Below are 25,284 nucleotides of genomic sequence, written 5' to 3' on the forward strand. Positions count from 1 at the left end.
GATAACTGGTCGTTGGTTTTGTCTAGTACCTGTATCCCATTTTTTAGACGAAAAGTCGACAAGCATCTCCTTTTCTGGTTTTTCTGTTGGTTATGACAGGAATATGATTGACAGCGGGTTTTATGCGCTGAAAGTTAATTAATTGTTGATAAACAAAGCGTTGGAATAAGAATGTTCTGGATGGGGCGAAAATACGCCAGCCCGAAGGAGGCATTATTAAAAGTGGGGGAAATGCGCCATTGATCTGGCCAACGGAGGCAACTGGCGATAAATGCAGCTATTGCTCTTCCTGCAGCGTGTCTTCCCGCAAATAGCCCGGCCGCCGCCGCAGACACCACCAGGAATAACCGGCGTTGAACAGCACCACTAAAGCGGTGACGGCGAAGACCGCGCGAAAACCGTAGCCGGCGGAGACTGCGGCGCCGAGCAGCGGACCGCTGACGTTGCCGACGTCGCGGAACGATTGGTTGTAGCTGAAGATTCGGCCGGCTACCTGATTGGTGCAGTTGTAAATCAACAGCGTCTGTACCGCCGGCAGTAGTGCGCCGTCGGCCGCCCCCAGCAGAAAACGCAGCACCCCGAGCTGCCACGGCGTTTGCACGAACGCCATCGGGATCAGCAGCAGCACCGAGACGATCAGCATAAACACCAGAATGCGCTCCGGGCCGATGCGATCGCCCAGCTTGCCCAACCGTGGGGCGCTCATCAACGCCGCGACGCCGGGCACCGAGGCAATCAGCCCGCTGATAAACGCCAGGTTATGGGTGGCGCCGGCCAGATCGCGCACATACAGCGTCAGGATCGGCGCGATCGAGCCGGTGGCGATCTGAATGATCATGGTGGTGACGAACAGGCTGAGCACCAGCTTCGGGTTTTTCAGCGAAGCGAACACCTGTTTTGCATGCAACATGTCGCGCTTTTGCACCGGGGTGAATTGTTCTTTGACATACAGCAACGTCAGCACGAAGCAGACGAACAGCACCGCGGCGGTGATATAAAACACCGGGCGCAGGCCGTATAAATCGGCCAGCAGCCCCCCGATCAGCGGGCCGACCAGCGCGCCGCCGACGCCGCCGGTAGACAGGGTGCCGAGCGCCCAGCCGCTGCGGTTGCGCGGCACCTGGGTGGCGATCAGCGCGTTGGCGTTGGGAATGAACCCGCCGAGCAGCCCCAGCACCGCACGCAGCGCGAGAAACTGCCAGACCGTTTGCGCCATGCCCATCAGCGCCATGACGATCGCCATACCGAGCGCCGAACGCAGCAGCATCAGTTTGCGGCCGCGTCGGTCGGCCAGGGCGCCCCAGAACGGCGCGGCGATAGCGGAAAACAGGAAGGTGATGCTGAACAGCAGACCGGACCACATGTTGAGCGCCTGATGGCCGGTTACGCCCAGCGTCTCTACGTACAGCGGCAGAAACGGCATCACCAGGCTGAAGGCGGCGCCGGTGAGAAAGCATCCCAGCCAGGCGACGAAAAGGTTGCGTTTCCAGTTAACGGGTTCTGCTGCCGAAGCCATAAATGTCCATTGCCGAAAGGTGACGCGTTTTGCCGGTGGCAAAGATGAAGGGGCAAAACGTGAAAAGTTAGCCTGGTAAGTATGCGCCGCAAGCGCGGCGACGGCAAATGAGGGGACAAAGATTGGGCGAAAAATGAAATAAAGTTTTAAAAATGACGTTTAAACCTTATTCCGCGCTTGGCGCGCGGAATTTACAGCGTTTTATAAGCCGGCCAGCGCCTCGAAACCGGCAGCGGTGGTGGTGGCGCTAAAGTCGGTGACCTCGTAGTGGGCCACGGCGTTGAACGGATCTTCGGCCAGGATGGCGTCCAGTTGCGCACGCTCAATGCCTTTGGCCAGGATCACGCCGCCGGTGCGGGGATTCTTGCGGCCGGAAGCGACGAAGGTGCCGTCCTGAAAATATTTCTTAAGCCAGGCGATGTGCCCGTCAAGGTGGCTGTCGACGTCGGCGATCGGGCGATGGTAGGTCAGGCTGACAATGTACATAGCGGCTCCAGGGGGTGGCGGCAAAGGCATTACCATCCCACCCTCGCCGGCGATTCTCAAGAGGCACGCAATAAAAAACCCGCCGGCGGCGGGTTGGTTTTATCAGTAAAGCGAAGGCTCGCCTTCCGGGCGGGTCTTGAAGCGGCGATGCAGCCACATGTATTGATCCGGCGCCATCAGGATCTCTTTTTCCACCACTTTGTTCATGAAGGCGGCGGCGTCGAGTTCATTATCCAGCGGGAAGTTTTCCACCGCCGGCTGCATGATCAGCTCATACCCTTTGCCGTCCGGCAGGCGGCGCGGGGTGAACGGAATGATCGCCGGTTTACCCATTCGCACCAGCACATAGCTGCCGGTGGTGGTGGCGGCTTTGTCCACTGCGAACAGCGGCACGAAAACGCTGCTGCGCGGGCCGTAGTCGTGATCCGGCGCATACCAGATGATATCGCCCTGTTTCAGGGCGCGGATCATGCCTTTGACGTCCTTGCGATCCAGCATCGACTTGTTGGAACGCATGCGCCCCCAGGTTTGCAGCCAGTCCATCAGCTTGTTGTCGTGCGGGCGGTAAACGCCGATGCCCGGGTTGTGAATGCCGAAGATGCGCGCGCCCAGCTCCAGCGTCAAAAAGTGCAGGCCAATCAGCAGCACGCCCTGCTGGTTGTCGCGCGCTTTTTGGATATGCTCCAGGCCGCTGACCTTGAACCAGCGCTCGATGCGCCAGTTGGGCCAGAACCACGCCATGCCGGTTTCAAACAGCCCCATGCCGACCGATTCGAAATTCTTTACCACCAGCGCATCGCGTTCGGCCTGCGGCATGTCGGGAAAACAGAGCTCGAGGTTGCGCTGGGCGATAGCGACGCGCCGCTTGAGAAAGCGCATGGAAAATCGCCCAATCGAGGTGCCGAGCCAGTAGATGACGGGGTAAGGCAGCAACACCAGCAGATACAGCAAGCCGATGCCGACCCAGGTCAGCCAGTAGCGCGGGTGCAATAAGGAGCGATTGAAAGTAGGAACTTGAGTCATGGGTTCTCTGTTTGAATACGGTTGTTTAAGTGTAATGACAGCGTCATCGCACGGTCTGGCAGCCGGGTGAACTCGGCGGCAAGGTTCGTTTCTGCCGTTTGTTTGCGACTATTGTGGCATTTTTCTGGCGATCCGGGAAAACACAACGCATTAAAATCCCTTTTTGAGCGTTAAATATGCATCGAATGCCGAATTTTTCCACAATCTTTCCTGCCAAAGATAATGGCGATATTATTGTCGGTAATTATTCAGAGGGTAAATATGTTGGCACCATGGATCAGTGCGGGGCTGCTGGTGTTGGGCGCGGCGGTCGGCAGCGTCGGCGCACATTTGCAGATGAACGCGATATTGGCGCTTGCCGGCGTGATGATGGCGCTCGGTATGGTGGCTTCCGCGTTTACCGAAGGCGGCGGACGCTGAACGGGGCGCTTGCGCCAGGGCTGCGCGGCGGCGGTTTTTCGGGTATGATGTGCGCCGCGCGCGGGCCTGCTGGCTGCGCGCGGTAATCAGTCACCTCCCGAAAGACAGGAAAGTACACCATGCCAGTGTTACATAACCGAATTTCTAATGAGGAACTGAAGGCGCGCATGCTGGCGGAAACCGAGCCGCGCACCACAGTTTCTTTTTACAAATACTTCTCCATCGACGATCCCAAGGCGTTTCGCGACAGCCTGTACATTCAGTTCGAAAAACTGAAGGTGTTCGGCCGCATCTACGTGGCGAAAGAGGGCATCAACGCGCAGATCAGCGTGCCGCAGCATCACTTCGACGCGTTCAAAGCCGCGCTGTTCGCCTCGCACCCGGCGTTGGATCAGGTCCGCCTGAATATCGCGCTGGAAGACGACGGCAAATCCTTCTGGGTGCTGCGCCTCAAGGTGCGTGAGCGCATCGTGGCCGACGGCATCGATGACGAGAGCTTCGATCCGAGCAACGTCGGCGAGTATCTGCAGGCCGAGCGCGTCAATCAGATGATCGACGATCCGAATACGGTATTTGTCGATATGCGCAACCACTATGAGTACGAAGTCGGCCACTTCGAAAATGCCATCGAGGTGCCGTCGGATACCTTCCGCGATCAGCTGCCGATGGCGGTGGAGATGCTGCAGGATAGCAAAGACAAGAATATCGTCATGTACTGCACCGGCGGCATTCGCTGTGAAAAAGCCAGCGCCTATATGCTGCACAACGGCTTTAAAAACATCTACCACGTGGAAGGCGGGATTATCGAGTACACCCGCAAAGCGAAAGAACAGGGGTTGCCGCTGAAGTTTATCGGCAAAAACTTCGTGTTCGATGAGCGCATGGGCGAGCGCATCTCTGACGATGTGATCGCCAACTGCCACCAGTGCGGCGCGCCGTGCGATACCCATACCAACTGCAAGAACGACGGCTGCCATCTGCTGTTCATTCAGTGCCCGAGCTGCGCCGCCAAGTTTGAAGGATGCTGTAGCGAGATTTGCCGCGAAGAGCTGAAGCTGCCGCGCGAAGAGCAGCGCGCGCGCCGTGCAGGCCGCGAAAATGGCGTCAAGATCTTCAATAAGTCGAAAGGCTTGCTGCAGACCACGATGCACATTCCGGCACCGGAAGAAGAAGGCCCGGCCCGCTGAGCCTGAGGAAATGAGAAGCCCGGCCGCCAAGCCGGGCTTTTTTTTATTTCTCGCGCACGCCTTCTACGGAGATGATCAGCTCAACGTCTTGCGACGCCGGGCCCAGGTCGGTGGTAATGCCGAAATCTTTCAGCTTGATCTTGCCGTTGGCTTCAAAGCCGGCGCGGTAGCCGCCCCACGGATCGTTGCCCTGGCCAATCAGTTTGGCGTCCAGCGTGACGGGCTTGGTCACGCCGTTCAGCGTCAGGTTGCCGACCACCGCATAACCGTCGCCGCTTTTCTTCACTTCGGTGGATTCAAACTTGGCCTGTTTGTTCTTCTCCACGTTGAGGAACTCGGCGCTGCGCAGGTGCTTGTCGCGCTCGGCGTGGTTGGTGTCGACGCTGGCGGTATTGATGGTCACGTTAACCTTGTCCTTGGACGGATCTTTCTCGTCGAAGGTGAAGCCGCCGTCGAAGTCTTTAAAGCTGCCGTACAGCCAGCTGTAGCCCAGGTGCTGGATGCGGAACTCGATAAAGGCGTGCTGGCCCTGTTTGTCGATCTTGTAGTCCGCCGCCAGTGCGGAACCGGCGCTCAGCAGCAGGGCGCCTGCGGTCAGGCCCAATACGGTCTTTTTCAACATAGCAATCTCCATAAATCCAAAGGTTAATCGGCGCTGCTACCCAGCATCCGTTTCAAAGTGACATCACGATCGATAAAGTGATGTTTAAGCGCGGCCAGCCCGTGCAGTACCGAAAGCACTACCACGGCCCAGGCCAGGTAAAGGTGTATGGCGCCGGCGGTGTCGGCCTGTTCCGCCATGCCGGTGACGGTGGCGGGCACGTCGAACCAGCCGAATACGCTGATCGGTTGGCCGTCGGCGGTGGAGATCAGATAGCCGCTGATCAGAATGCCGAACAGCACGGCGTACAGCGCCAGATGCGCGAGAATAGCGCTGACGCGAGTGAGGCGGCCATAGCTGGCCAGAGGTTTGGGCGGCGGCGAGACAAAGCGCCAGACCACGCGGATCACCATCACGATGAACAGCAGCGTGCCGATGCTTTTGTGGATCTCCGGCGCCTGATGGTACCAGACGTCGTAATAGCCCAGCGTGACCATCCACAGGCCAAGTGCGAACATGCCGTACACCGTCAGCGCCACCAGCCAGTGGATCAACACTGACACATGGCCGAAACGATCGGCGGTATTTTTCCAGAGCATCCTGTTTCCTTCGATTACCGATTGGCTGGTTGCAATAATTAAACTTTAGGAAACATAAAATCAATAATAAATTTAACTATGTTACTTCTTAGAAATATTAGTCAGTGAATTTGTTTGAGATGTTCGGGCTTCATCAGATAAATCGTTGAAGATGATATTATTTCCCTCACGGAGCGGTTGTGCTAGTTGTTGAAAATTAGGCTTATTATTTATTAATGTCAGCTTTTGTCATTTTACGTAAATCGTCCATGAGTTGCTCGGTGGAATTATTTGTTGGCAAACGTTATGCCTATTTCTTGCGGCAAAGAGCAGGGCGGAAAGATTAATTTTTTCGAACGGTTAGGCGAAATCCTCTGCGGCGTGACGGTGGATTTTGCTACCATTAGCGCCAAGAGTCGGCGCCTGCCGCCGGTTAACCCAGTGAAATAACAAGGAAACGTCATGGGCCGAACCCGCGTGACCGACAGCAGCCTGCGTCTGGCCGTCCTGCTGGCGATGTTGGTGATCATTTTGGCCGGGGTGAAAGCCGCCGCTGACATCGTGGTGCCGTTTTTGCTGGCGGTATTTCTCGCCATGGTGTTGAACCCGCTGGTGGCGATGCTGGAACGCAAGCGGGTGCCGCGTATCGTCGGGGTGACGCTGCTGGTGACGGCGGTGATCGTGGTCGTGATGCTGTTTATCGGCATGTTGGGCGCTTCGCTCAATGAGTTCGCCCGCTCGCTGCCGCAGTACCGCGGCATGATGATCGAGAAGTTGCGCGAGCTGCAGCATTACGCCGATCGCTTCAATATCAGCCTCTCCAGCGAAGCGATGCTGCAGTATGTCGATCCGAGCGCGGCGATGAATTTGGTCACCCGCATGCTGGGGCACCTTTCTGGCGCCATGACCAACGTCTTCCTGCTGCTGATGACCGTGGTGTTTATGCTGTTTGAAGTGCAGCTGCTGCCGTATAAGCTGCAGCAGGCGCTGGATAAGCCGAACGAGGGGCTCGCCGCGATGCGGCGGGCGTTGGACGGCGTGACGCGCTATCTGGTGATTAAAACCATCATCAGCCTGGCCACCGGGGTGATCGTCTGGATCTTCCTGGCGGCGGTCGGCGTGCGCTTCGCTTTTATCTGGGGGCTGCTGGCGTTTCTGCTCAACTACATTCCCAACATTGGCTCGGTATTGGCCGCCATTCCGCCGCTGATTCAGGCGCTGTTGTTCAACGGGCTAGGCGATGCGCTGGTGGTGGCGGGCGGCTTTATCGCTGTCAACATGGTGATCGGTAATATCCTCGAACCACGGGTGATGGGGCGCGGGCTGGGGCTGTCGACGCTGGTGGTGTTCCTGTCGCTGATCTTTTGGGGCTGGCTGCTCGGCCCGGTGGGCATGTTGCTGTCGGTGCCGCTGACGATCGTGGCGCGCATCGCGCTGGAGACTACCGAGGGCGGCTATCGGCTGGCGGTTATCCTGGGGGACGGCCGCCCGCCGCGTCAGCCTCCGGCGGCGCCGGAGTGAGGAAGATCTTGCCGTTCACACCGGGCTGCGTGGCGTGCTGCAGCGCCGCTGCGTACTGATGCAAAGGATAAATCGCGGCGGGTGGGCGCAAAGCCAGCTGGCCGCGCCGCAGCAGCTGGAATAGCTGATAAAACGCCATCTGCCACTGCGCCGGCGCCGCCTGTGCGTTCCATTTGCGCAGGTGGAACAGCGAAGCGCGCAGCTTTAACTCGTCCACCACGCGCCGCCAGTCTACCTGGCGGCCGCTCAGCAGGCCCAGCGCCACAAAATCGCCGCCGGTGCGGACCGCCTGCGCCAGCTGCAATCCGTCTTCTCCACCGATGCAGTCGATGGCCGCACGGGCGCCAAAATTCGTCATTTCCACCAGCTGAGGTGCTTCGATAACGCGCCAGGCGCCGGCGGCCAGTAACGCCTGGCGATGAGCGGCGTTGCGCACCACGACCGCCAGACGAATGCCGCGCAGCGCCGTCAGCTGCGCCAGCAGCAGGCTGACAGCGGAGCCGCCGCCGTTGATCAGCAGTACGTCGCCGGCGTTGAGCGGCAGCCATTGCGTCAACAGCACCCAGCAGGTGAGCGGGTTGATATAGATTTGCGCTGCGCAGGCGTCGTCAATGTCATCCGGCACCCAGACCACCCGAGCCTCAGGCAGCGTGACGAAGGTTTGCCAACTGCCGTCACCCGCTACCGCCAGCGCGCGTCGGTCCGTTGAATGCCCATTCTGCGGATTGACGATGACGCCCACGCCTTCATATCCCGGCACCTGCGGCAGGGCGATGCGGTGCGCGTATTGGCCGTGGATCGGGATCAGATCGGAAGGGTTGATCGGGGCATAGCGCATCTGCAATAACTGCTGTCCGGGGCGCAGCAGCGGTCTGCTCATCTGCTGCAATTCCAGCACCTGGGCGGGATCGCCGAAGCGGCTGAAGCTCAATCGGGGAAATAACGGCGGCATGGATTACATGACGAAGAAGAAATAGACATCCAACGCCAGCAGCACCAGCCACAGGCAAAGGTAAAGCACCAGGTGCTCACGCACATTGTTGACGATAGCCGCCAGTATTCGGTTTAACATTTCAGCCGCCTGAAGAGAAGGATCCTTGATTATAGTCCTTTTCTCGACGTCTTTTACAGCGCGCCGCGCCTGTGCGCTGGAAGAGCGGCGATAAAAAAGCCTGCGTTATCGCAGGCTTGATGTTATACCGCCAGCAGCGCCAGCGGCGTCGAATTTGTTGGCGTGCTCGGCGGGTAGAAATAGCGCAGCACGTTATACAGCGAGTAGAACTCCAGCCGGTTGCGCGCGTTGATCTTCTCCGTGATGTGACGCTTGTGCACGTACACCGTATGCGAGCTGATCTGCAGCTTTTTCGCGATGCGGTAGTTGGGCATCTCCGCCATCCAATATTTCATTACCGTCAGTTCCTGCGGGCTGAACAGGGAACGCTCTTCGCCGTCATCGGCCAGCGCCAGCGGATTTTCGCGCAGCGTGCGTAAGGTGATCGGCAGAATGCTTTTATTGAACAGAAAGGCATTATCGGCGATGCGCATTGGCGCTTCGCTGTAAGGGTAAGGCGTATCGAGATAGATAAACAGCAAGGCAGACTGGCTGGCTTCCATAAATGCCAGCAGCTGTGCGTCCGCTTCGTTATAGCGGCATTGGTTGCTGAGGTTCACCAGAATGTGGCTCGGCTGAAAGCTGGACAACAGTGGCGTAGCGTACTCAATGCTGTGGCAGCACTTGATCGTCGTAATCCCACTATCAGCAAAGTAGCTGGCTATACCGACCCGGGTGAAGCAGCATTCGTCCACGACAAGTAGTTTCATGGTGACGTCCTTGTTGAAAGCCGATGGAGCATATCTTCTGTAAAATAGGACTTACACTGCAAGTGTTCAATTCGGAAATTCAAATGCTGAATGCAAGAAATTTCCGTTATCAGAATTTTTACTTGGTATTTAAAAGAGTTAGCAGGTTAATAAATTGTAACCGCCAGATTTCGCTGTCCAGGGCTCGACGGGAACGTGGACAGCGAAATCCTCCGCTCAGCTAAATCGCTTCAGACCAAAGCTGGAGAGGTCAACCGGCGGCGCTTTGTCCTGCGCGAACAGCGCGGCGATCTCGCCCAGAGCGCTGGCGAACTTGAAGCCGTGGCCGCTCAATCCGCTGATGACCATCAGGCGATCGCAATCCGGCAGCGTATCGATAATAAAGTCTTCGTCAGGGCTCATATCATAACTGCAGGCTTCGCCGTGTAAACATACGCCTACACCCGGCAAAAATTGCCGCAGGAAGGAGAAAACTTCCGTGCCGTCGCTGGCGTAGCTGCCGAAGGGCTTGCGCTGCTCGGGGGCATCCATCGGCTGGCCGCCGTCGTGTTTGCCCACTTTCAGGCCATCGTTATCCGCCGGGAAACCGTAATAGTGCGTGCCGTCCTGCGCTTCGACGGTAAAGGCCGGGAAGCGATTGTTCACGCTGTAGCGGCCGTCCGCCTGATGCCAGGAGAATACCTTGCGCAATGGCGCGATCGGCAGCTGCGGCAACAGCGCCTTCACCCAGGTGCCTGCGGTGACCACCGCTTTTCGCGCCGTGAAACGCCCTTCGTCGGTGACGACCTCAACGCCGCCATCAATGGGGTTCACCGCGCTGACCGGGCAGTTGAACAGCTGGCTGCAGCCGGCCTCTTTCGCCAGTTTGATCAGGCTGGCAACCGCCAGTTCGGATCGCAGGAAGCCGGCGTCCGGCTCGAATACGCCGACGTAACCTTCCGGCGCGCGGAATTCCGGCCAGCGTTGAGCGATCTGTTCGGCGCTAAGGGTTTGCGCATTAAGGCGAAACTTTTGCGCGCTCTGCTGAGCATTGCGAATGAATTCGGAGTGCTGCGGCCCCAGGTTGAGCACGCCGCACGACTGGAACAGTTCTTCACCGGATTGTTGAATCAGCGCATTCCACAGCGCCTGTGCGCGCAGCACCAGCGGCACGTACTTTTCACCTTCGCCGTAAGCGTGACGAATGATGCGTGTATCGCCGTGATGGCTGCCGTTGCGGTGTGGAGGAATGGCGCTGTCGATCATCAGCGCTTTCAAGCCGGCCCGGGTAGCGTAATACCCTGCCGCCGCGCCGACTGAACCGCTGCCCACCACAATCAAATCATATTCCACGTGCCCACCCTCTCTGATAGCGATTTCTTATCGCCCCATGATAAAAGGTTGGCGAGCGCAATGCACTGATTGAACGGCGAAAGGCGAAGAAAAGGCGCCGGGATCGATCACGGCGCCTTAGGGGTTAGGGGACGATGTATCAATGTTTTCTGCGATCAAGATCCTGGTAATCCGTAGCTTCAATCTTGGCGATGCCGGCCTCTAAGATATTGATTAATTGACGGGCGACATCTGTAGTGAGCCAAAGCGTTCGGTCTACTTGGGCTTCTTCGGGCGTTTGGTCTAGTGAAGACAGGTAATGAAGGCGTATCATCATGGCGTCGTAAACGTCGACAGTACTGATATCCCAACCGACAAGCGGGTGCGTCTGAATTACTTCATCATTTCTGTCCATAAAGACCCCTTATTGAGTAGTAACTACCGTGAGTGACTAACGAGGATCAATGCGGCTCATCATCATGAGAGCAATTACAGTATACGCATCCGCTTTCATCGGTGGAGGGGGTTGTCACCGAAATTTGCAAAATAAATATTTATTTGAACAATTATTCTACAAATTTGTATGTGCAGCAGTGGATGAGTCAAGCGCAGCGCGTTATTCCGCGTCGGCAGGTGGCGATGCGCCGTGCAGACATTTTTCCAGCTCTTCGGCCAAATGGGCGAAATGCTTTTGCGTTTCGGCATCACGATTCTGGCTGTGCGATTCCAGCTTCAGGCTGTGGATCAGCCGTTGGTTGGCTTTGTCATCCAGGCTGAAGGCCAGATAAGAGAAAGCCACTTCCAGTACGTTCAAGCGCCTTTTCTGATCGGCAATCAGCGCCAGCAGTTCGCCAAACGTCATTGCGTCTTCGGATTTCACCTTGTCCGGGGCCATGCTTACTCCTTTGCGTTAAATACAGCGCTGAGGCAGATTTTGTTTCAGAGTAAGGGTAAGCGATGAATGGGCAGGGCGCCAGAAACAAAAAAGCCGGAGAGCGACCCCCGGCAAAAACAGCATTGCAGTGTTATTCTGCGCTAAACCATTCGTCTGCGCTTTCCCAGGTTTCCTGAAGGATTTCCTCGATCAGATCCCGGTCGGTTTTGGCGCCCCCCAGCACGGAGAGCCCGTTGGCGCCGGCATAACGTACGTGCACGACGGCGTCTGGAAACTGGCGGTTGACCCGCTTGCCCAGTTCACCGGTCAGCGCCTCAATGGCGCCCGCCGGCAGCGGCCGGGTTTTATCTATAGTGACTTCAACACGCATAATTGCCCCCGAAGCGATTTACTGTTTATTTATACAGTTAACCGAGTGCGGGGGCAAGAGGGCGACGCAAAAATATCAGTCTTTCAGCGACCAGTTCAGGGTTTCACCCGCCAGGAAGGGGATCACGGATTCATTGCCGAGGGTAATCTCTTCCGGCTGGGTGGTTGGCACGCGCTGCAGTTCGATGAAGTCTTCGTTGAGCGGCAGGCCATAGAAGCGCGGGCCGTTGAGCGAGCAGAAGGCTTCGAAGTGCTCCAGTGCGCCTAGCTGTTCGAAGACCGCTGCGTAAGCCGGGATGGCATTCGGCGCGTTGAAACAGCCGGCGCAACCGCAGCTGGACTCTTTGCGATGCTTGAGGTGCGGCGCGGAATCGGTGCCAAGGAAGAAGCGCTCCGAGCCGCTGGCGACCGCCTGACGCAGCGCTTCCTGGTGGACATTGCGCTTGAGGATCGGCAGGCAGAACAGGTGCGGGCGAATGCCGCCGACCAGCATGTGGTTGCGATTGAACATCAGGTGCTGTGGCGTGATGGTGGCGCCGAGGAAACGATTGCCTGCCTGCACGTATTGCGCCGCTTCTTTGGTGGTGATGTGCTCGAAGACGATCTTCAGCTCAGGGAACTGTTGGCGAATCGGTTCCATCACCTGCTCGATAAAGCGCGCCTCGCGGTCGAAGATATCAACGGAAGGATCGGTCACTTCGCCGTGGATCAGCAATGGCATGCCGATTTTTTGCATCTGCTCGAACAGCGGGTAAATACCGGTCACGTCGCTGACGCCGTGGCTGGAGTTGGTGGTGGCGTTGGCCGGATACAGCTTGGCGGCAGTAAACACCCCTTGTTCGAAGCCGTTGACCAGTTCACTGGCCGCCAGGGAGTTGGTCAGGTAGCAGGTCATCAGCGGAGTGAAATTGTGACCCTGCGGAACCGCCGCCAGAATGCGATCGCGGTAGGCGCGCGCGGCGGCCACGGTCGTTACGGGCGGAACCAGGTTCGGCATCACGATCGCCCGGCCAAATACCTGGCTGGTATAGGGCACCACCGTTTTCAGCATTTCATCGTCACGCAGGTGGATATGCCAGTCGTCTGGGCGGCGGATTTTCAGAACTTGAGGTTGTGCGGTCATCTAGCTAGGCTCCGGCGGTCAAATACGTCTAATGAAAAGCGAATAATGGGTTTATTCACGCCGGGGTGTAAGGATAAGCGGAAAGTGCCGCAGATGCATCTGTTTGTTGGCGACAAGTTGAAATCAATAGCGCGGCGGGCGCATAGTAACCGGGATTTCAACGATGCCGACGCCAATACCGTCGACCTTCATCAAGTGGAAAGGGAGAAAGCAATGGAAGTACGCGTTATCGCCACCCTGCAAGCGAAAGCGGGATTTGAAGCCGCCGTCAGCGAAGCGGTGCACGACATTATCGAGCCGAGCCGCCAGGAGTTGGGCAACCTGCAATATGACTTGCATCGCGATCTGGAAAAACCGGGCGTTTTCGTGTTCTTTGAGCGTTGGGCCAGCAGCGAAGCGCTGGATAAGCATAATGAGACGGCGCATTTTCAGCAGTTCGTCAGCCGGCTTGACGGCAAGTTGGATGTTCTGGACATCAAAAAACTGAAGAAGATCGCCTGAGGACGTTACAGGCAAGAAAAAACCCGCCGATGGCGGGTTTTTTTAGGGTTGCAGATTAACTTATTCGTTAACCGGCTGCGGTTTGGTGGCCGGCGCGGTCGCCTGGCTCACCGCCGAATGGCCGCCTGCGGAGCCTTTGCCTTCAAAGTTGAAGGAAGGGCGCTGCCAGTCGCTGTGCTTGCGTTCTTCCGGCACATAGGCCGGCGCAGGCGCTTTGGTCATCGGCGCAGTGGCGATGTGTTTGTACAGCGCGTCCTGCACGGCTTTCACCGGCGCCGGCTGCTGAGCAACCACTGGCGCAGGGGCTTTTTCCACCGGAGCGGCTTCCACGGCTGCCGCCGCAGGTGCGGCTTCTACTTCTACCATTGGCGTTTCTTCCGCTGGCGTGGCTTCCACCACCGGTGCAGTTTCGACCACAGGCTCGTCTTCCGCTAGCGCAGGTTCAACCACTGGCTCTACAGCTACGGTTTCAGCTACCGGCTCGGCTTCCACTGCAGGGGCAGTCTCTTCCGCTTTCGGCTGTTCAACTGCAACAGTTGCCGGGGCGGTTTCCACCGGCGCCGGGATTTCCTCGGCCGGGATAGCCACGACAGGCGCTACGGCTGCAGCTTCTTCCGTTACGGTAACGGCAGCAGTTTCAACGGCGGCTTCTGGCGCAGGCGGGTTGATGCTGGCCGCCACCTGGGTTTCTTCCACGGCAACGTTGTGCTGTTCAACCGCGGCAGCGACAACCGGTGCCGCAGCCTGTTCTACGGCTTCGGTCTGCACTTCGGCTTCTTCAACCTGAGCGACCGGGTAGCTTACCCAGACTTTGCCCGATGCCATTTCCGGCGAAGCGAACGCGCCCGCCAGCGGCATTGGAGATTGCAGCGGGTAACGTTCATCGCGGTAACGACGGCGGCGCTGGCCACTGACGCGCAGGTGGCGCGGTGAACGGCGGGAACGGCGCGGCATGCCTTCGCCGTTGCCGCGGCTTTCGCCCTGGGCATCGTCTTCCGGCTGTGCGGCAACGGTTTCCGGCAGCAGCTTGACGCTGTCGTCGGCGGTCGGCTGCGCGTCTTCGGCTTTCGCTACCGGCGCTTTCGGCGCCAACAGCTCTTCCGCTGCGCGCTGCAGCTCTTCTTCGGCAGACAGGATACGCACTTTCTGCGTCAGCGTGCGGCGCTGACGGCGCTGCATGTTCTGCTGCTGGCGTTCTTCCTGTTCTTCGTCGGTGCTCTCGACCGCTTCAACGCTTTCCAGCGCTTTCACTTCCTGCTGAGCCTGACGTTTCTCTTCCTGACGGCGACGCTGGCGTTCAGCGCGCTGCTCACGGCGTTGCTGCTGATCTTCGCGCGGCGCTTTAGCGCCTTCTTCTGAAGCGGTTTCCTCCGCTACCGGCGCGTTCTGCTGCTGGTTGCGGCGGTTACGGCGCTGCTCATCGCGGGACTCACGCGATTCACGGCCTTCACGGTTCTCACGCGGTTCACGGTTGTCGCGCTCGCGATTGTCACGGCCTTCACCGCGCTCTTTACGCTCGCCGCGTTCCGGACGATCGCCACGGTCGCTACGCTCACCGCGCTCTTTACGGCCGGTGCCTTGACGGCGCTGACCGCGACGATCCTGACGACGGTTTTCACCGTTGCTTTCCGCCTTCGGCGCTTCGGCTGGTTTGGCTTCTTCGACGGCAGGTTGCTCTTCACCGGCGAACAAGTTCTTCAGACCACCGAACAGGCGACCCAGGAAGCCCGGCTTGGCGGCGGCCGGCGCTGCGGCTTTTGCCTTGGCGGCTGCAGCGGCAGGCTTGGCCACGGCGACGGGTTCTTCAGCCGGCGGCGGCGCATCGGCGGACAGCGAGAAGGAGGCCAGGGCCGGTTGCTCCGGACGCTTGCGCTCCATCGGCGCGTCTTCCAGCGGGCGCTCCATGTCTTCTTCGTGCAGCTTCGGCAGCAGGTAGCTGAGGGTAGAGGTTTCCTCGCCCTTGCGCACGCGCAGCACCGAGTAGTGCGGGGTTTGCATTTCATCGTTCGGCACGATGACGGCTTTCACGCCACCCTGACGTTTTTCGATCGCGCTGACGGATTCGCGCTTTTCGTTCAACAGGTACGAAGCGACCTGAACCGGCACGATAGCGTGAACTTCTTTGGTGTTTTCCTTCAGCGCTTCTTCTTCGATCAGGCGCAGAATGGACAGCGCCAGCGATTCGTTGTCGCGAATGGTGCCGGTGCCGTTACAGCGTGGGCACACGTGATGGCTGGACTCGCCCAGCGACGGGCTGAGGCGCTGACGCGACATTTCCAGCAGGCCGAAGCGGGAGATGCGGCCGATTTGGATGCGCGCGCGGTCTTGGCGCACGGCGTCACGCAGGCGGTTTTCCACTTCGCGCTGGTGGCGAACCGGCGTCATGTCGATGAAGTCGATGACGATCAGGCCGCCGAGGTCGCGCAGGCGCAGCTGGCGAGCGATCTCGTCCGCCGCTTCCAGGTTGGTGTTGAACGCCGTCTCTTCGATGTCGCCGCCGCGGGTTGCACGCGCGGAGTTGATGTCGATGGCGGTCAGCGCTTCGGTGCTGTCGATGACGATCGAGCCGCCGGACGGCAGGCGCACTTCGCGCTGGAAGGCGGATTCGATCTGCGATTCGATCTGATAGTGGCTGAACAGAGGAATTTCACCGCTGTACAGTTTGATTTTGCTGCTGAAATCCGGGCGGCCCAGCGCAGCGATGTGCTCTTTGGCCAGATCGAGAATTTTCGGGTTGTCGATCAGGATTTCGCCGATGTCCGGGCGCAGGTAATCGCGGAAGGCGCGCACGATAACGTTGCTTTCCTGGTGGATCAGGAACGGCGCAGAGCGGCCTTCGGCGGCTTTTTTAATCGCTTCCCAGTGCTTCAGGCGGAAGGAGAGATCCCACTGCAGCGCGTCGGCGGATTTGCCTACGCCCGCGGTGCGAACGATCAGGCCCATGCCGTCCGGCAGTTGCAGCGAAGAGAGCGCTTCTTTCAGCTCTGTGCGATCGTCGCCCTCGATGCGGCGAGAAATACCGCCGGCGCGCGGGTTGTTCGGCATCAGCACCAGATAACTGCCCGCCAGACTGATGAAGGTGGTCAAGGCGGCGCCTTTGTTGCCACGTTCTTCTTTGTCTACCTGAACGATGACTTCCTGGCCTTCGCGCAGCACATCTTTGATGTTCGGGCGACCATGGGAAGAGTAATTGCTAGGGAAGTATTCGCGGGCGATTTCTTTAAGGGGGAGGAAACCATGTCGTTCTGCGCCGTAGTCCACGAACGCTGCTTCAAGACTTGGTTCAATGCGGGTGATTTTGCCTTTGTAAATATTCGCTTTTTTCTGCTCATGACCCGGACTTTCAATATCCAAATCATACAGCCGCTGTCCATCTACGAGGGCAACACGCAACTCTTCCTGCTGAGTTGCGTTAATCAACATTCTTTTCATCTTAACTTACTCGTTATTTTTACATTATCGACAAAGCTGCGGGCAAAATAACCTCATGGCCGGAGTTAAACCGAAAGCCCCGTGTCTTCTCGCAAAGTCGTCAACCTCACGGTTGTCGCCTGCATAGGGGCGCATTATCTCGGTAAGCCTGCTTTTCTTTGTGAAAGACAGCACTTTTACTAGGGGAATAGCCTCTGATTTACGTCGACAGATCTGATTCCATTTGCCGGCCAAGCTGCAACCCGCAGCCCGCTAATTGTTTGATTTCGCATTACGTCTTACGCCATTGCTGCGTTTTTGCGCGATCAGACAAATTTTATAATTCCACCGTTTTCCCTGTTTAACGAGAATCAACGCGGAAAGTGACTGCATTATTCCACTGCTGATGCCGTTATAGCAAGGTGACTTTTCCTTAACTGCGGAAGAAATCGCAAACGTTCAAATCGGCTTGCTGCCTTATTGTCCGCTGGGGTTTCGCCCGCCGTCAGAGAGACAGTTAAGCACAGAAAAAGATGTGGCGCTATTCACGCGCTCTATTTAGAATCCCGCACCATGAAAACGAACAATCCAGCAGTACAATTCATCACGATTTCCGACGACGAAGCCGGTCAGAGAATCGACAACTTTCTGCTCGCTCGCCTGAAAGGCGTGCCGAAGAGCATGATTTATCGCATCGTGCGTAAAGGCGAGGTGCGGGTCAATAAAGGGCGCATCAAGGTTGAATACAAATTGGCGGCTGGCGACGTGGTGCGCGTGCCGCCGGTGCGGGTGGCCGAGCGCGAAGAGACGCCGGTGTCGGCCAAGCTGGATAAGGTGGCCGCGCTGGCCGACTGTATTTTGTATGAAGACGACCACCTGCTGATCCTCAACAAGCCTTCCGGCACCGCAGTGCACGGCGGCAGCGGCCTGAGCTTCGGCGTGATCGAAGGGCTGCGCGCGCTGCGCCCGGAGGCTCGTTTCCTTGAACTGGTGCACCGGCTCGATCGCGATACCTCCGGCGTGCTGTTGGTGGCCAAGAAGCGTTCCGCGCTGCGTTCGCTGCATGAGCAACTGCGGCTGAAAGGCATGCAGAAAGATTATCTGGCGCTGGTGCGCGGCCAATGGCAATCGCACTGCAAGGCCGTACAGGCGCCGCTGCTGAAAAATATTTTGCAAAGCGGTGAACGCATCGTGCGCGTCAACAGCGAAGGCAAGCCTTCGGAAACCCGCTTCAAGGTGGAAGAGCGTTACGAATTCGCCACCCTGGTGAAGGCTAGCCCAATCACCGGGCGTACCCACCAGATCCGCGTGCACACTCTGCATGCCGGGCACCCGATCGCCTTTGACGACCGCTATGGCGACCGCGAGTTCGATCGCCAACTGGCGGGTACCGGCCTGAAGCGGCTATTCCTGCACGCCGCTGCGCTGCGCTTCGAGCATCCGGCCACCGGCGAAACGATGCGCATCGAAGCGCCGATGGACGAAGAACTGCGCCACTGTCTGCAGGTGCTGCGCCGGCAGGCGGCCAAGTAATCTGCGTCACCCCAGCGGGTTGATGCCTTCAGCCCGCAACATCTCCAACAGCGCGATCAACGGCAGGCCGATCAGGGCGTTCGGATCCCGGCCTTCCAGCCTGTCGAACAGCGCGATCCCCAATCCCTCGCTCTTGAAACTGCCTGCGCAGTTCAGCGGTTGCTCCAGACGTACATAGGCGGCTATCTCCGCTTCGCTCAGCGCGCGAAAATGCACGTGAAACGGCTCGCACAAAGCTTGCAGCTGCTTGCTGCGGCCGTTGTACAGCGCCAGGCCGGTATAGAAAGTCACGGCTTGGCCACTGGCCTGCCGCAGCTGCGCCCGGGCGTTTTCCTCGGTATGGGGCTTGCCGGTGATGTTGCCATCGATCACGCAGACCTGATCTGAGCCGATGATCAGATGCTCGGGATAGGCGAGGGCCAACGCCTGAGCCTTCGCCGCCGCCAGGCGCAGCACCAGCGCTTCCGCGCTTTCGCCGGGCAAGGGGGTTTCATCCACTTCCGGCGCGGCGCAGTCGAACGGCAGCTGCAGCTTCTCCAGCAGCATTTTTCGATAGGGGGAGGTGGAGGCTAAAAGCAATCTCTGCATAATTTTTTTCGCAAACCGTAGCGTAAATGGGTACGGCATTTTAAACTGTCGGCCGCTGTGGAAGCGAATATTGGTGAAAGGAGCCGTTTTACGGCCTTTTTCTTTGACTCTATGTCGTTACAAAGTTAATATGCGCGCCCTATGCAAAAGGTAAAATTACCCTTGACCATTGATGCGGTACGTACCGCTCAGAAACGCCTGGACTATGCTGGTGTCTATGCGCCTGAGCAGGTTACTCGTGTTGCCGACTCCGTGGTCAGTGTGGACAGTGATGTCGAGGTGTCGTTGTCGTTTAATATCGACAATCAACGCCTCGCGGTGATAACAGGGCATGCGGACGTCACGGTAACGTTGATGTGCCAACGCTGTGGAGTCCCGTTCGAACATCAGGTTCACACAACATATTGTTTTAGCCCGGTCGTCAATGATGAGCAGGCTGAGGCATTACCGGAAGCGTACGAACCGATCGAAGTTGACGAGTTTGGCGAAGTCGATCTGTTGGCAATGATTGAAGACGAAATTATTCTTTCACTGCCTGTCGTTCCGGTACATGAATCTGAACACTGTGAAGTGTCCGAAGCGGACATGGTATTTGGCCAACTGCCTCCTGAGGCGGAGAAACCGAATCCGTTTGCCGTATTAGCCAGTTTAAAGCGTAAGTAATTGAGGAGTAAGGTCCATGGCCGTACAACAGAATAAACCAACCCGTTCCAAGCGTGGCATGCGTCGTTCTCACGATGCTCTGACCACGACTACTCTGTCTGTAGACAAAGTATCCGGTGAAACTCACCGTCGTCACCACATCACTGCCGACGGTTTCTACCGCGGTCGCAAGGTTATCGGCTAAGTAGCGATACCTTGACTCGTCTAACCCTGGCGTTAGATGCAATGGGCGGGGACTTCGGTCCCTGCGTCACAGTGCCTGCTTCGTTGCAGGCACTGGCCTCTAATTTACAGCTTCATCTCCTGCTGGTCGGCAATCCCGACGTCATCTCTCCCTTGCTTGCCCACGCCGATCCGGTTCTTCTGGAGCGTCTGCAAGTCGTGCCCGCCGAGTCCGTGATCGCCGGCGACGCCAAACCTTCACAAGCGATACGCGCCAGCCGCGGCACGTCGATGCGCATTGCGCTCGAGCAGCTCAGCAGCGGAAACGCGCAGGGGTGCGTCAGCGCCGGCAATACCGGTGCGCTGATGGGATTGGCGAAGCTGTTGGTCAAGCCGCTGGAAGGCATCGAGCGCCCGGCGCTGATGACGGCGATCCCGAATCAGCAACGCAGCAAAACCGTGGTGCTGGATCTCGGCGCCAACGTCGAGTGCGACAGCACCATGCTGGTGCAGTTTGCCGTGATGGGGGCGGTGATGGCGGAAGAGGTGATCGGCATTGCGCAACCGCGGGTGGCGCTGCTGAATATTGGCGAAGAAGAGACCAAAGGCCTGGATAATATCCGCGAAGCGGCCGCTGTGCTAAAAAATACTCCGGCAATCAACTATATTGGTTACCTGGAAGGAAACGAACTGCTCACCGGCAAGACCGACGTGTTGGTTTGCGATGGCTTCGTGGGCAACGTCACCCTGAAAACCATGGAAGGGGTGGTCAGGGTGTTCTTATCGCTGTTGAAATCGTCCGGCGACGGAAACAAGCGAGCGTGGTGGTTGAAATTGTTGGGCCGTTGGTTGCAAAAACGGGTGGTTAAGCGGTTCGGCCACCTGAACCCCGACCAGTATAATGGCGCATGTCTGTTAGGATTGCGCAGCACCGTAGTCAAGAGCCACGGCGCTGCGAACCCTCACGCGTTTGCAGTCGCAATCGAACAGGCTGTGCAGGCGGTGCAGCGGCAAGTCCCGGAAAGGATTGCTGCGCGCCTTGAGGCTGTATTACCTAAGAGTGACTGATCGTACATGTATACAAAGATTCTCGGTACGGGGAGTTATTTGCCCGTACAAGTGCGCACCAATGCTGATTTGGAAAAAATGGTGGATACCTCTGACGAATGGATCGTCACGCGTACCGGTATCCGCGAACGTCGCATCGCCGCTGCGGATGAAACCGTTGCGACGATGAGCTTCCAGGCCGCTGAGAACGCGCTGGAAATGGCAGGTGTGGCTAAAGAAGACATTGGGCTTATCATCGTGGCGACCACCACGACCACTCACGCGTTCCCGAGCGCGGCGTGCCTGGTGCAGCAAATGCTGGGCATCAAAGACTGCGCGGCGTTCGATCTGGCTGCGGCCTGCGCCGGCTTTACTTATGCGCTCAGCGTGGCCGATCAGTACGTGAAAAACGGCGCGGTCAAACATGCGCTGGTTATCGGCGCGGACGTCTTGTCGCGCACGCTCGATCCTGAAGATCGCGGCACCATCATCCTGTTTGGCGATGGCGCGGGTGCGGTGGTGCTTGGGGCGTCTGAAGAGCCGGGCATTCTGTCTACCCATCTGCATGCCGACGGCAGCTACGGCAACCTGCTGACGCTGCCGTACAAGGATCGCCAGAATCAAGACAAGCCGGCCTATGTCACCATGGCGGGCAACGAAGTCTTCAAGGTTGCGGTCACCGAACTGGCGCGCATCGTCGACGAGACGTTGCAGGCCAACAACATGGACCGCAGCGAGCTGGATTGGCTGGTGCCGCACCAGGCCAACCTGCGCATCATCAGCGCAACGGCGAAAAAACTGGGCATGGGGATGGACAAAGTGGTGGTGACGCTCGATCGTCACGGCAACACCTCTGCCGCCTCGGTGCCTTCCGCACTGGACGAAGCCGTGCGCGACGGGCGAATTCAGCGTGGTCAACTGGTGCTGTTGGAAGCCTTCGGCGGCGGCTTTACCTGGGGCTCGGCGCTGGTTCGTTTCTGATTTGGACAGGAAGAAAAAATGACGCAATTTGCTTTTGTTTTCCCGGGCCAGGGGTCGCAGACCGTTGGCATGCTGGCCGAGTTGGCCGCACAGTTCCCGATCGTCGAAGAAACCTTCGGCGAGGCTTCTTCCGCCCTGGGTTACGACCTGTGGCTGCTGGTGCAGCAAGGTCCGGCGGAAGAACTGAACAAAACCTGGCAGACCCAACCGGCTCTGCTGGCCGCTTCGGTGGCGATTTTCCGCGTGTGGCAGCAGCAGGGCGGTAAAGCGCCTGCGCTGATGGCTGGCCACAGCCTGGGCGAGTACTCGGCGCTGGTCTGCGCCGGCGTGCTGGACTTCAAGGCGGCGATCCGTCTGGTCGAACTGCGCGGCAAGCTGATGCAGGAAGCGGTGCCGGAAGGCACCGGCGCGATGTACGCCATCATCGGTCTGGACAACGACGCGATCGCCAAGGCGTGCGAAGAGTCCGCTCAGGGGCAGGTGGTTTCTCCGGTCAACTTCAACTCGCCGGGCCAGGTGGTCATCGCCGGCAACAAAGACGCGGTTGAACGTGCGGGCGCCGCCTGCAAAGCCGCCGGCGCCAAACGTGCGCTGCCGCTGCCGGTGAGCGTGCCTTCGCACTGCGCGCTGATGAAGCCGGCCGCCGACAAGCTGGCCGTAGCGCTGCAGGACATCACTTTCAACGCGCCGCAGGTGCCGGTGGTGAATAACGTCGACGTGCGCATCGAAAACGATCCTGAAGCGATCCGCAGCGCGCTGGTGCGTCAGCTGTACAGCCCGGTGCGTTGGACCGAGAGCGTAGAATTTATCGCAGCACAGGGAGTGACGTCGCTGCTGGAAGTGGGGCCGGGCAAAGTGCTGACCGGTCTGACTAAACGTATTGTTGACACCCTGACGGCTGCGGCGGTGAACGACACCGCCAGCCTGTCGGCGGCGCTTGAACAATAAAGAGGAAAATGATGAGCTTCGAAGGTAAAATCGTTCTGGTCACCGGCGCGAGCCGCGGTATTGGCCGAGCCATTGCAGAAACGTTTGTAGCACGCGGCGCCAAAGTGATCGGCACCGCAACCAGCGAGAGCGGCGCTGAAGCGATCAGCAGCTACCTGGGCGCAAACGGCAAAGGGTTTATGTTGAACGTTGTTGATGCGCAATCTATCGACAGCGTGCTGGCATCGATTCGCGCCGAATTTGGCGAAATCGACATTTTAGTGAATAATGCCGGCATCACGCGTGATAACCTGCTGATGCGTATGAAGGATGATGAGTGGGAGGATATCCTCGACACTAACCTGACTTCCGTATTCCGCCTGTCAAAAGCGGTAATGCGCGCTATGATGAAAAAGCGGTTTGGCCGTATCATCACCATCGGTTCCGTTGTCGGCACCATGGGGAACGCAGGGCAGGCGAACTACGCGGCGGCTAAAGCCGGTCTGATTGGTTTTAGCAAATCTTTGGCACGTGAAGTTGCTTCGCGTGGCATTACGGTCAACGTCGTGGCACCTGGCTTTATTGAGACGGACATGACACGGGCGTTGACAGATGATCAACGCGCAGGCATTTTGTCATCAGTTCCAGCCAACCGGCTGGGCGATGCTAAAGAAATCGCCAGCGCTGTTGCATTTTTGGCCTCTGATGAGGCCGGCTATATCACCGGTGAAACGTTACATGTCAATGGCGGCATGTACATGATTTAAAAAATGTGAAAACCATTTGCGTTATTTGAGGCAAAAACCGCAAAATAGCGTAAAATCGTGGTTTGACCAGCCGGGATTTAGTTGCATCTTTTTCAGCATTTTATACACTACGAAAACCATCGCGAAAGCGAGTTTTGATAGGAAATTTAAGAGTATGAGCACTATCGAAGAACGCGTTAAGAAAATCATTGTTGAGCAACTGGGTGTTAAACAGGAAGAAGTTTTGAACAACGCTTCTTTCGTTGAAGATCTGGGCGCTGATTCTCTTGACACCGTTGAGCTGGTAATGGCACTGGAAGAAGAATTCGACACCGAGATTCCAGACGAAGAAGCTGAGAAGATCACTACTGTTCAGGCAGCTATTGATTTCATCAACGCTAGCCAGCAGTAAGAGAACATATCTAGGCGGTCGTTCGACCGCCTAAGTTTTTTCTATCCCTAGTGTCATATTTTTCCCTCCCTGGAGGACAAACGTGTCTAAGCGTCGAGTAGTTGTGACCGGACTGGGCATGTTGTCTCCTGTCGGCAATACGGTAGAGTCCACGTGGAACGCTCTTCTTGCCGGTCAGAGTGGCATCAGCCTGATCGACCATTTCGATACCACTGCCTATGCGACCAAGTTTGCTGGCCTGGTAAAGAATTTTAATTCTGAGGATTTCATCTCTCGCAAAGATGCGCGCAAGATGGACGCCTTTATCCAGTACGGTATCGCTGCCGGCATGCAAGCCATGCAGGATGCTGGCCTGGACATCACCGAGGCTAACGCCACCCGCATTGGAGCCGCGATCGGTTCCGGCATCGGCGGCCTGGGTTTGATCGAAGAAAACCACAGTTCACTGGTTAACGGTGGCCCACGGAAAATCAGTCCGTTCTTCGTGCCATCCACCATCGTGAATATGATTGCAGGCCACCTGACAATCATGTACGGCATGCGTGGCCCAAGCATTTCCATCGCCACCGCCTGTACTTCAGGTGTGCACAACATCGGCCATGCGGCGCGTATCATTGCCTACAATGATGCGGACGTGATGCTGGCCGGTGGGGCAGAGAAAGCCAGCACCCCATTGGGCGTCGGCGGCTTTGGCGCAGCGCGCGCCCTGTCCACCCGTAATGACAACCCGCAGGCGGCGAGCCGTCCGTGGGATAAAGACCGCGACGGCTTCGTGCTGGGCGACGGCGCCGGCATGATGGTGCTCGAAGAGTACGAACATGCGAAAAAACGCGGCGCGAAAATCTACGCCGAAGTGGTTGGCTTTGGGATGAGCAGCGACGCTTATCACATGACGTCACCACCAGAAAACGGCGCTGGCGCTGCGTTGGCGATGGAAAATGCCCTGCTTGACGCCGGTGTGACCCCGTCACAAATCGGTTACATCAACGCACACGGTACCTCTACGCCGGCGGGCGACCAGGCGGAAGCGCAGGCGGTGAAATCCGTGTTCGGCGCCGATGCAGAGCGCGTGCTGGTGAGCTCGACCAAATCGATGACCGGCCACCTGTTGGGCGCGGCGGGCGCGATCGAGTCTATCTTCACCGTGCTGGCGCTGCGCGATCAGGCGGTACCGCCAACCATCAACCTGGATAACCCGGATGAAGGTTGCGATCTGGACTTCGTGCCCCACGAAGCGCGCCAGGTCAGCGATATGGAGTACACCCTGTGTAACTCCTTCGGCTTCGGCGGCACCAACGGCTCGCTGATCTTCCGCCGAGTGTAACTTGCGCTGTTGAACGCTGATGAAAAGCCCGGTTTTTTAACCGGGCTTTTTTACGCCTGGCGTCCGGCCGTCAGCAGGGCTGCGTATTGCCTCGCCGCCTGCTATTCTGCGAGCGTAATGATATCACCCGGCAACAGG

General features: G+C 57.9%; 28 protein-coding genes. 13 read left to right on the forward strand and 15 right to left on the reverse strand.

The genetic code is table 11. The features are described 5' to 3' along the window. Positions 1–277: 277 nt before the first annotated feature. The 3 genes from mdtG to ACTJJ6_RS02015 all read right to left on the reverse strand — a co-directional run bounded on the left by mdtG (position 278) and on the right by ACTJJ6_RS02015 (position 3,025). Positions 278–1,516, reverse strand: coding sequence for a multidrug efflux MFS transporter MdtG (mdtG, locus tag ACTJJ6_RS02005; protein ID WP_049300566.1), 1,239 nt, complete (start codon positions 1,514–1,516; stop codon positions 278–280). Positions 1,517–1,717: 201 nt separating this feature from the next. Beyond that, the gene (locus ACTJJ6_RS02010) at positions 1,718–2,002 is read right to left on the reverse strand and encodes a YciI family protein (protein WP_016928212.1); all 285 of its coding nucleotides are present in this window, start codon (positions 2,000–2,002) and stop codon (positions 1,718–1,720) included. A gap of 102 nt (positions 2,003–2,104) precedes the next feature. Beyond that, positions 2,105–3,025, reverse strand: a complete 921-nt coding sequence (locus tag ACTJJ6_RS02015) for a Kdo(2)-lipid IV(A) acyltransferase (RefSeq protein ID WP_015377426.1) — start codon at positions 3,023–3,025, stop codon at positions 2,105–2,107. A 261-nt stretch (positions 3,026–3,286) separates the two neighbouring features. Here ACTJJ6_RS02015 and ACTJJ6_RS02020 point away from each other — a divergent pair, with 261 nt between their 5' ends. Continuing rightward, a complete protein-coding gene (locus ACTJJ6_RS02020) occupies positions 3,287–3,445 on the forward strand; it encodes a hypothetical protein (protein ID WP_016928210.1) in 159 nt (52 codons plus the stop codon). A gap of 119 nt (positions 3,446–3,564) precedes the next feature. Then, positions 3,565–4,632: an oxygen-dependent tRNA uridine(34) hydroxylase TrhO gene (trhO, locus tag ACTJJ6_RS02025; protein ID WP_016928209.1), complete on the forward strand. Its 1,068-nt coding sequence runs from the start codon at positions 3,565–3,567 to the stop codon at positions 4,630–4,632. Between the two features lie 43 nt (positions 4,633–4,675). Here trhO and ACTJJ6_RS02030 read toward each other — a convergent pair whose 3' ends face one another. Next, on the reverse strand, positions 4,676–5,254 hold the full coding sequence (locus ACTJJ6_RS02030; protein ID WP_016928208.1) for a YceI family protein: 579 nt from the start codon (positions 5,252–5,254) through the stop codon (positions 4,676–4,678). A 23-nt stretch (positions 5,255–5,277) separates the two neighbouring features. Continuing rightward, a complete protein-coding gene (locus ACTJJ6_RS02035) occupies positions 5,278–5,832 on the reverse strand; it encodes a cytochrome b (RefSeq protein ID WP_016928207.1) in 555 nt (184 codons plus the stop codon). A 441-nt stretch (positions 5,833–6,273) separates the two neighbouring features. Between ACTJJ6_RS02035 and ACTJJ6_RS02040 the strand changes: the two genes are divergently transcribed. Then, the gene (locus ACTJJ6_RS02040; RefSeq protein ID WP_089191506.1) at positions 6,274–7,332 is read left to right on the forward strand and encodes an AI-2E family transporter; all 1,059 of its coding nucleotides are present in this window, start codon (positions 6,274–6,276) and stop codon (positions 7,330–7,332) included. Here the strand turns inward: ACTJJ6_RS02040 and ACTJJ6_RS02045 are convergent. From ACTJJ6_RS02045 to pyrC, 8 genes are all read right to left on the reverse strand, one after another. After that, positions 7,280–8,284, reverse strand: a complete 1,005-nt coding sequence (locus ACTJJ6_RS02045; RefSeq protein ID WP_143778873.1) for a zinc-dependent alcohol dehydrogenase family protein — start codon at positions 8,282–8,284, stop codon at positions 7,280–7,282. The genes ACTJJ6_RS02040 and ACTJJ6_RS02045 overlap by 53 nt on opposite strands. Positions 8,285–8,287: 3 nt before the next feature. Further along, positions 8,288–8,404, reverse strand: a complete 117-nt coding sequence (locus ACTJJ6_RS02050) for a DUF2770 family protein (protein WP_004927822.1) — start codon at positions 8,402–8,404, stop codon at positions 8,288–8,290. 122 nt (positions 8,405–8,526) lie between these two features. Continuing rightward, the gene (locus ACTJJ6_RS02055; RefSeq protein WP_240429827.1) at positions 8,527–9,153 is read right to left on the reverse strand and encodes a LuxR C-terminal-related transcriptional regulator; all 627 of its coding nucleotides are present in this window, start codon (positions 9,151–9,153) and stop codon (positions 8,527–8,529) included. Between the two features lie 216 nt (positions 9,154–9,369). Beyond that, on the reverse strand, positions 9,370–10,485 hold the full coding sequence (solA, locus tag ACTJJ6_RS02060; protein WP_028128020.1) for an N-methyl-L-tryptophan oxidase: 1,116 nt from the start codon (positions 10,483–10,485) through the stop codon (positions 9,370–9,372). 139 nt (positions 10,486–10,624) lie between these two features. Further along, positions 10,625–10,879, reverse strand: a complete 255-nt coding sequence (gene bssS, locus ACTJJ6_RS02065; RefSeq protein WP_004927812.1) for a biofilm formation regulator BssS — start codon at positions 10,877–10,879, stop codon at positions 10,625–10,627. 201 nt (positions 10,880–11,080) lie between these two features. Then, on the reverse strand, positions 11,081–11,359 hold the full coding sequence (locus ACTJJ6_RS02070) for a hypothetical protein (RefSeq protein WP_004927809.1): 279 nt from the start codon (positions 11,357–11,359) through the stop codon (positions 11,081–11,083). A 130-nt stretch (positions 11,360–11,489) separates the two neighbouring features. Then, positions 11,490–11,729, reverse strand: coding sequence for a DNA damage-inducible protein I (gene dinI / locus ACTJJ6_RS02075; protein WP_015377444.1), 240 nt, complete (start codon positions 11,727–11,729; stop codon positions 11,490–11,492). 75 nt (positions 11,730–11,804) lie between these two features. Continuing rightward, positions 11,805–12,851, reverse strand: coding sequence for a dihydroorotase (pyrC, locus tag ACTJJ6_RS02080; protein WP_049300571.1), 1,047 nt, complete (start codon positions 12,849–12,851; stop codon positions 11,805–11,807). Positions 12,852–13,064: 213 nt separating this feature from the next. On the opposite strand from pyrC, the gene ACTJJ6_RS02085 reads away from it, so the two are divergent. Continuing rightward, on the forward strand, positions 13,065–13,352 hold the full coding sequence (locus ACTJJ6_RS02085; RefSeq protein ID WP_015377446.1) for a putative quinol monooxygenase: 288 nt from the start codon (positions 13,065–13,067) through the stop codon (positions 13,350–13,352). Between the two features lie 60 nt (positions 13,353–13,412). On the opposite strand, the gene rne is transcribed toward ACTJJ6_RS02085, so the two are convergent. Then, positions 13,413–16,784 carry a ribonuclease E gene (rne, locus tag ACTJJ6_RS02090; RefSeq protein ID WP_079451365.1) on the reverse strand — a complete coding sequence of 1,124 codons (3,372 nt, stop codon included), beginning with the start codon at positions 16,782–16,784 and terminating at the stop codon, positions 13,413–13,415. A 552-nt stretch (positions 16,785–17,336) separates the two neighbouring features. On the opposite strand from rne, the gene rluC reads away from it, so the two are divergent. After that, entirely contained in the window at positions 17,337–18,296 is a 960-nt protein-coding gene (gene rluC / locus ACTJJ6_RS02095) for a 23S rRNA pseudouridine(955/2504/2580) synthase RluC (protein WP_015377448.1), read from the forward strand. Positions 18,297–18,302: 6 nt separating this feature from the next. On the opposite strand, the gene ACTJJ6_RS02100 is transcribed toward rluC, so the two are convergent. Next, positions 18,303–18,884, reverse strand: coding sequence for a Maf family protein (locus ACTJJ6_RS02100; protein ID WP_065426414.1), 582 nt, complete (start codon positions 18,882–18,884; stop codon positions 18,303–18,305). A 141-nt stretch (positions 18,885–19,025) separates the two neighbouring features. On the opposite strand from ACTJJ6_RS02100, the gene yceD reads away from it, so the two are divergent. The 8 genes from yceD to fabF all read left to right on the forward strand — a co-directional run bounded on the left by yceD (position 19,026) and on the right by fabF (position 25,146). Beyond that, complete coding sequence (gene yceD, locus ACTJJ6_RS02105) at positions 19,026–19,547, forward strand: 23S rRNA accumulation protein YceD (RefSeq protein ID WP_004927780.1); 522 nt, start codon at positions 19,026–19,028, stop codon at positions 19,545–19,547. Positions 19,548–19,563: 16 nt separating this feature from the next. Next, entirely contained in the window at positions 19,564–19,731 is a 168-nt protein-coding gene (rpmF, locus tag ACTJJ6_RS02110) for a 50S ribosomal protein L32 (RefSeq protein WP_004927778.1), read from the forward strand. Between the two features lie 11 nt (positions 19,732–19,742). Further along, the gene (plsX, locus tag ACTJJ6_RS02115) at positions 19,743–20,777 is read left to right on the forward strand and encodes a phosphate acyltransferase PlsX (RefSeq protein WP_004928717.1); all 1,035 of its coding nucleotides are present in this window, start codon (positions 19,743–19,745) and stop codon (positions 20,775–20,777) included. 6 nt (positions 20,778–20,783) lie between these two features. After that, complete coding sequence (locus ACTJJ6_RS02120) at positions 20,784–21,737, forward strand: beta-ketoacyl-ACP synthase III (RefSeq protein ID WP_028128023.1); 954 nt, start codon at positions 20,784–20,786, stop codon at positions 21,735–21,737. A gap of 18 nt (positions 21,738–21,755) precedes the next feature. Next, positions 21,756–22,685, forward strand: coding sequence for an ACP S-malonyltransferase (gene fabD / locus ACTJJ6_RS02125; protein ID WP_049300574.1), 930 nt, complete (start codon positions 21,756–21,758; stop codon positions 22,683–22,685). 11 nt (positions 22,686–22,696) lie between these two features. Further along, positions 22,697–23,431: a 3-oxoacyl-ACP reductase FabG gene (gene fabG / locus ACTJJ6_RS02130; protein WP_016928193.1), complete on the forward strand. Its 735-nt coding sequence runs from the start codon at positions 22,697–22,699 to the stop codon at positions 23,429–23,431. A gap of 154 nt (positions 23,432–23,585) precedes the next feature. After that, on the forward strand, positions 23,586–23,822 hold the full coding sequence (acpP, locus tag ACTJJ6_RS02135) for an acyl carrier protein (protein ID WP_004719003.1): 237 nt from the start codon (positions 23,586–23,588) through the stop codon (positions 23,820–23,822). A gap of 82 nt (positions 23,823–23,904) precedes the next feature. Next, positions 23,905–25,146 carry a beta-ketoacyl-ACP synthase II gene (gene fabF, locus ACTJJ6_RS02140; protein WP_004928734.1) on the forward strand — a complete coding sequence of 414 codons (1,242 nt, stop codon included), beginning with the start codon at positions 23,905–23,907 and terminating at the stop codon, positions 25,144–25,146. Positions 25,147–25,284: the final 138 nt, after the last annotated feature.

The sequence above is a fragment of the Serratia sp. 22278 genome, assembly GCF_052045405.1.
In the GTDB taxonomy this organism is placed as follows: Bacteria; Pseudomonadota; Gammaproteobacteria; order Enterobacterales; family Enterobacteriaceae; genus Serratia; species Serratia marcescens.